The organism is Vibrio profundi, from assembly GCF_043642225.1.
Taxonomy (GTDB): domain Bacteria; phylum Pseudomonadota; class Gammaproteobacteria; order Enterobacterales; family Vibrionaceae; genus Vibrio; species Vibrio profundi_A.
The window spans coordinates 1-1,652 of the sequence record NZ_JBHZSF010000042.1 but is presented as its reverse complement, the minus strand read 5'-3'; the positions used below and the strand labels follow the sequence as shown (position 1 = coordinate 1,652).

Annotated in this window: 1 protein-coding gene; it reads left to right on the top strand. The window is 43.6% G+C overall.

The features are described from left to right. The coding region (locus ACHUFI_RS22390) for a VCBS domain-containing protein (protein ID WP_394253212.1) at positions 1-1,488 on the top strand (1,488 nt) is incomplete at its 5' end. Positions 1,489-1,652: the final 164 nt, after the last annotated feature.

Here is a 1,652-nt window from a genome sequence, read left to right as displayed (position 1 = left end):
GTGGCCGTTAACACAGTCGGAGCGATTGGTACGTTCGATATGGACGAAGACGGTAATTGGACCTTCTTAGCCAACAGTGCCTTTGATTACCTTAACGTTGACGACAGTGTTACGGAAACGTTCTATCTAACATCGATAGATGGAACACCGAGTTTTGTAAAAATCACGATTAACGGAACGAATGATGGTCCTGTAGCTGAGAGTTTCTCTGTCGATGCTGAAGATAACCTAATTGTTCCAATTGTGTTTGATTCAGATGTATTGGCGGACGACCATATTTCTGATTACGAAGACGACTACGATGGTATTCCACTCAACATCAAAGTCACATCATTGCCCGATAGCGGTACTTTACTGTTTACCGACAGTGATGGTCTGACTCGGGAAATTACACAAACAGATGTTGATGATGGAACTCTGTTTGACCAAGACAGCATTAGCTTTGTTCCTGGAGCCGGAGCTGAATTTGAGCTGGGTTATAGTGGTGATCCAGAAGATTTGCCTGACCTGGTCGATGGTTTCTACAACTGGGGTGAAGAAGTTAGCCCTACGGAGCGGTTAATCACTCTCGATAATGGTAATACCATCGGGATATCTATCACCGATAACAATAACAAGCCATTGAAACAGTATGATGGCCAACAGCCACATGTCGGCTATGGTATTGGTGATACCGACGGTAACGGCATGAATATGCAAGAAACCTTGATCATAGACCTGACCGATAACCCGCTTGATGTTGTGACGTTTGGACTTGATGGTATGGGCGGTTCATTCACTGCTAACAGTAGTGTTTATGTCGAGGTGGTTTATACCTTATTGGACGGTAGTACTCACACCGAGCAATACCAGAAAGATGAAGGCCATACTGGTAATGATCAGATTCTCTATGAATTTAGCTATGCATCGCCAGATAACCCAATCGTTAATATGGAACTGTCTTCATCGGGCGGTAGTTGGGAGCTGAGATACCTATCCGGCAATCAAGAAATTACAGAAGACGTTACTTTTGATTATCTGGTTGTTGACTCAAATGGCGCTGAAAGTAGTACAGAAACCGTATCAATTGATGTGTCTGATGCAGAGCAATACGAAGTTCATACTGCTGAAAATGGAGAAGAACTTGTTGCCCAACTTGGTAATGATTTACTAATAGGTAATGATGACTCGAATCTATTTACTTGGCTTGATTCGACGCTAGATAGCGGGACAGATGTGATCAAAGATTTCGAGGTGCACAATGGGGTGTCTGGTGATTTGATTGACCTTAATGACTTACTTGACGACCCAACAGATGCCGTGGAAGTTGACGCACTTCTCGCGACGATTGGTGTTGATGTCGATGGTGATGACGTAACTTTAACTATTCCATTAGAGGGGGGGAGCGATGAACAAACTATTATCGTTGAAGATGTTGTCACGGACCTGTCTAACCCACTTGATGATCTCGCGGTATTAAGTGACTTGATCAAAAACGACGCAGCATAGCTGAGAAGCAGCCATTCTAGTTTGAATAAAGCCTCCATTTGGGGGCTTTATTTTTTGAAGTTCGGTACAGCTGTACACCCAAAAAAAAGGTTCATCGCGGCTTTCCGGGGAAAGCCGCTTTTATCTTCAAGAAGAAGTAGTCTGTATCTCGATAACCGTACCCA